The sequence below is a fragment of the Achromobacter sp. DMS1 genome (assembly GCF_001270295.1).
On record NZ_LHSJ01000294.1, the window covers coordinates 1 to 4903 of the forward strand.

Here is a 4903-nt window from a genome sequence, read left to right on the forward strand (position 1 = left end):
GCCCATGCGGCGCGGCATTGCGCGCATGGATGCGGCCCCGGTGCGCGGCAACGGCGGCCTGGGCGATGCTCAGCCCCCAGGCCCGTGCCCGTGCCGGGCTTGGCCGAGGCCGAGCGATAGAAGGGCTCGAACAGCGCCGGCAGCTCGCTTTCGGGCACGCCCGGCCCTTCGTCGCGGATTTCCAGGCAGGCCAGTCCGCCGGCGGGCCGCAGGCGGACGTGCACGGTACCCTCGTCGGGGCTGTAGCGCACGGCGTTGCGCAGCACATTCTCGATAGCGCTGGACAGGCTGCACGCGTCGGCCCGCACCGGCAGCGGCCCGGGCGCGTCGCAGTCCACCCGGACGCCGCGGCCCGCGGCTTCGTAGCGCGCGTCCTGCGCCACGGCGGCCACGATGCCGGCCAGGTCGCGCACTTCGGCGGGAGCGGGCAGGGCGCCCATCCGCGCCAGCCTCAGGGTGTTGCCGACCAGCGCGTCCAGCCGTTCGCACTCGCGTTCGATGCGGTCGAGCTGCACGGCCTGCCGCTCGTCCTTGTTGCGCGCCAGTTCCAGCGCCAGCTGCAGGCGCGCCAGAGGCGAGCGCAGCTCGTGGGCAATGCTGTGCAGCAACTGCTCGCGCATGCCGACCAGGGCGTTGAGCCGTTCGGCCATGGCGTTGAAATCGCGCGCCAGCAGGCCGATCTCGTCATGGCGGGCCGCGACCTTGGCGGGCGTGCGCGCCGCCAGGTTGCCGGCCGAGAGCGCCTGCGTGGTCTGGCGCAGCAGCGCTACCGGCCCCGCGACGTGGCGGGTGAGCGCCCAGCACAGGGGCGCGGTGACGGCCAGGGCGAACAGCAGCAGCGCCAGCGCCACCGGCGTCAGCGACAGCAGCTCCCAGTGCGAGGAGTCGAACGGAAGGAACAGCAGCAGGCGCTGCGTGCCGTCGGGCAGCGCCAGCAGGTGCGGATCCCACCAGGACACGCGTTCCGGAATGCGGTCGGCGCGCGCATATTCGGTTTCCCGGAGGCGGTCGGGCGAGGTGCGGTACGCGGCCAGCCAGTCGCGCATGCGCGCCGGCAGCCGGCGGCCGAGGATGTCGGCGTCCCGGTCGTCAAGCAGATAGATCTTGAGCGCGGAGTAGTGCGCGTCCATGGCGTCGACCCAGCGCCTGAGGCCGGGCTCGCCTTCGGTCACGGCCACCTGCGCGGCGTCGCGCGTGAGGCTGGCCGGACTGAGGCCGTCCAGGGAATTGAAGCGCAGCCACGCCACGGCGGCGGTCAGCACCATGCCGCACACCAGGATGGCGGCCATCGCGCCCCAGAACGTCAGGAAGGCCCGCCAGAAGAGGGAGCGGGTGGGCAGCCAGGTCATGCCCGGCCCGCCGCCAGCACGTATCCCAGCCCGCGCAGGTTGCGGATCGCCAGGCCCTCGGGCGCGCCGTCCATGCGCAGCTTGCGCCGCAGGCTGCTGATGTGCGTGTCGATGCTGCGGTCGTAGCGGTCGGGCACGCGACCCAGGGCATACAGGCTGATCTGGTCCCTCGCCACGACCTGGCCCGGGGTGCGCATCAGGATCTCCAGGACCCGCTGTTCGGCGCCCGTGAGCGCGATGTCTTCCTCGCCGAGGCGGGCCACGCCGCTGGCCGGGTCCAGGCGCAGCGGCCCCACGCGCAGGTGCGGGCCGCAAGGCTCGGGCGCGCTTTCGAACCGCCGCATCACGGCCGTGATGCGCGCCTTGAGTTCGCGCGGACTGAAAGGCTTGGCCAGATAGTCGTCGGCGCCGAATTCCAGCCCCAGTACGCGGTCGGCCTCGCCGCCATGCGCCGTGAACATGATGACCGGCCGGCGCGAGTGCCGGCGGTACTGGCGCAGCAGGTCCAGCCCGCTGCCGTCCGGCAGCATCAGATCGAGCAGGATCAGGTCGAGATCGCCGCGGGCCAGCAGGGGCCGCGCTTCGGCGCAGCTGTGCGCGAGGGCGAGGCGGCACAGCCCGGGCTCCAGATACTCGCACAGCATCTGCGCCAGCTCGACGTCATCGTCGATGAGCAGGATGCTGCGGGAGATTGCGGAGGGATGAGTGAAAGCCATAGGGGTTCTGCAACCGGCAGTTTGGCCGATGGCGCGGCGCCGGTGTGTCAAGAAGTGCAAAGAAGATAAAAGTTGCCGAAAGCCCGTTGCCGGCCCGGGATGCATCCGATTTTAATATGAGAATAGTTTTCATTCATAACCAAGAAAGATCGCCCGGTGAGTGCGCGCGGGGCGCGCGAACCGGGTGGCGACGGGAGAAGTCACTCGATGAGCAGGAAATATCTGGCCACGGCGAGACGTGGCCCGGGCGCGCGCACGCGCCTGGCGGCCGCATTGTGCGCGGCCGGCTTCGGCGCGGCCGGCTTCGGCGCGGCCGGCTTCGGCGCAGGCCGAGGGGCGCGCCACCACGCTGGACACCGTGGTGGTGACGGCCTCGGGCTTCGAGCAGCAGATCCAGGACGCTCCGGCGTCGATCAGCGTGATTACACGCGAAGACCTGGAAAACAAGTTCTACCGCGACGTCAACGACGCGCTGCTGGAAGTGCCCGGCGTGGTCATCACCGGCGGCGGCGACCGCCAGGATATCAGCCTGCGCGGCATGGGCCCCAAATACACGCTGATCCTCATCGACGGCAAGCGCCAGAACTCGCGCGAAACCCGCACCAACTCGGATTCCTCCGGCGTGGAAGGCGGCTGGACGCCGCCGCTGTCGGCCATCGAGCGCATCGAGGTGGTGCGCGGCCCCATGTCGTCGCTGTATGGCTCGGACGCCATGGGCGGGGTGATCAACATCATCACGCGCAAGGTGCCGCAGGAGTGGGGCGGCGAGATCCGCATGGACACCACCATCCAGGAAAGCAGCAAGTCCGGCGACATCTACCAGGGCAATTTCTACCTGGCCGGCCCCATCAAGAACGACCTGCTGGGCCTGCAGATCTATGGCCAGGCCACGCAGCGCGACGAGGACGACATCTACAACGGCTTCTCCAAACGCAACGCCAACAGCGTGACCGCCAAGCTGGCTCTCACGCCCAACCGCGATCACGACATCGTGCTGGAAGGCACGTCCATGCGCCAGAAGCGCCAGGAGACGCTGGGCAAGACGGTCGAGCCGCTGGCGCCCGGCGTCGCGTGCCCGCGCACCGGCTGCCCGGCCTCGTCCGAGAACGACTACCGCAGCAACAAATGGGCCCTCTCGCACACGGGACGCTGGGGCTGGGCGGTGTCCGACAGCTATGTCCAGCAGGAAGAGTTCGACAATCGCAGCCGCGAAATGAAGATCAAGAACCTCGACCTGCAGACGAGCTGGTCCGTGCCGCTGGGTTCGCACATGCTCAACGTGGGCGCGAGCTATCTCAACCAGCGCCTGACCGACCTCACCGGCAACCAGATCCAGGGCGGCCCCAGCAAGGTGGAGCGCTACCAGTGGGCCGTGTTCGCCGAGGACGAATGGCGCCTGACGGACAGCTTCGCGCTGACCGGCGGCCTGCGCATGGACAAGGACGAGAATTTCGGCGACCACTTCAGCCCGCGTCTGTACGGCGTGTGGCACATGACCGAGCGCTGGACCCTCAAGGGCGGCGTATCGACCGGCTTTCGCGCGCCCGACCTGCGCCAGACGGTGGCGGGCTGGGGCCAGGTCAGCCGCGGCGGCAACATGTACGGCAACCCGGACCTGACGCCCGAGAAGTCGGTCACCGAGGAAATCGGCGTGCTGTACGACGACGGCGAGGGCTTCAACGCCGGCCTCACGCTGTTCAATAACGACTTCAAGGACAAGATCACCCGCGTGGCGTGCCCGCTGACGCAGTGCACGGACGGCCCCAACCAGTTCGGCGCCAACCCCACCACGTACATGAACGTGGACAAGGCGGTGTCGCGCGGGGTGGAAGCCAGCATGAAGCTGCCGCTGGCGCGGGACTGGTCGCTCACGAGCAGCTACACCTACACCAAGTCCGAGCAGAAATCCGGCGAATACAAGGGCCAGCCGCTGAACCAGTTGCCCAAGCATCTGTTTACCGCCACGCTGGACTGGCAGGCGTCGGACGCGCTCAGGGCCTGGGCCCGCGTGAATTTCCGCGGCAAGGAAAGCCAGCCCATCACCGGGCCGTCGTCCTCGTCCGTGGTGGCGCCGTCCTACACCTTCCTGGACCTGGGCGGCTCCTACGCGCTGAACAAGCGGGTATCGCTCTACGCCGGCATCTACAACCTGCTGGACAAGGAAGTGAACTACGACGACTACGGCTACGTCGAGGACGGCCGGCGCTACTGGCTGGGCGTGGGCGTGAAGTTCTGATGAAACCCGGGCGCAAGCCCATCCGATCAAGAGGTGCGAATGACGACGCAAGTACGGACCGGGCAGGTCCGCCGCTGGCTGGCCCGGGCGGGCGCGGCCCTGGTCCTGGGAAGCTTGGGCGCGGCGGCGGCCGCGCAGCAGACGGTGCTGGTCAGGCATGCGCGCGGCGAGACCGGCGTGCCTTACCAGCCCGCCAAGACGGTGGTCATGGATCTGGCCGTGCTCGACACCCTGCACGCGCTGGGCGTGGAGCCCACCGGCGTGCCCACCGCGGCCAAGCTGCCGCCCCAGCTCGCCCGGTACGCGGATGCGCGCTACCTGAAGGTGGGCAGCATGTTCGAGCCCAACTACGAGGTCATCCACGCGGCCGCGCCGCAGGTGATCTTCGTAGCGGGCCGCTCGGCGCCCAAGTATGACGAGTTGTCGCGGCTTGCGCCCACCGTGGACCTGACGGTGAATCCCAAGGACCTGGTGGGCAGCCTGAAGCGCAATGCGGCGATACTGGGCGACATCTACGGCCGGCAGGACGAGGCGCAGCGCAAGCTGGCGGCGCTGGACGCGTCCATCTCGGCGCTGCGCGGGCGGGCGGCCGGGGCGGGCGC

The 4903-nt window shown here is 69.3% G+C and carries 3 protein-coding genes and 1 pseudogene; 2 read left to right on the forward strand and 2 right to left on the reverse strand.

Annotation, left to right across the window (positions count from 1 at the left end; all coding sequences use genetic code 11):
- Positions 1–1349: sensor histidine kinase (locus tag AD428_RS22775; RefSeq protein ID WP_369798819.1), on the reverse strand; the 1349-nt coding region annotated here is incomplete at its 3' end.
- Entirely contained in the window at positions 1346–2065 is a 720-nt protein-coding gene (locus AD428_RS22780) for a response regulator transcription factor (protein ID WP_053246406.1), read from the reverse strand. The genes AD428_RS22780 and AD428_RS22775, both read right to left, overlap by 4 nt.
- Before the next feature lie 207 nt (positions 2066–2272).
- Here AD428_RS22780 and AD428_RS22785 point away from each other — a divergent pair.
- Positions 2273–4301: pseudogene (locus tag AD428_RS22785) on the forward strand (ligand-gated channel protein).
- Positions 4302–4340: 39 nt separating this feature from the next.
- Positions 4341–4903, forward strand: a 563-nt coding sequence (locus AD428_RS22790) for an ABC transporter substrate-binding protein (RefSeq protein ID WP_152968201.1), incomplete at its 3' end; no start/stop codon positions are given.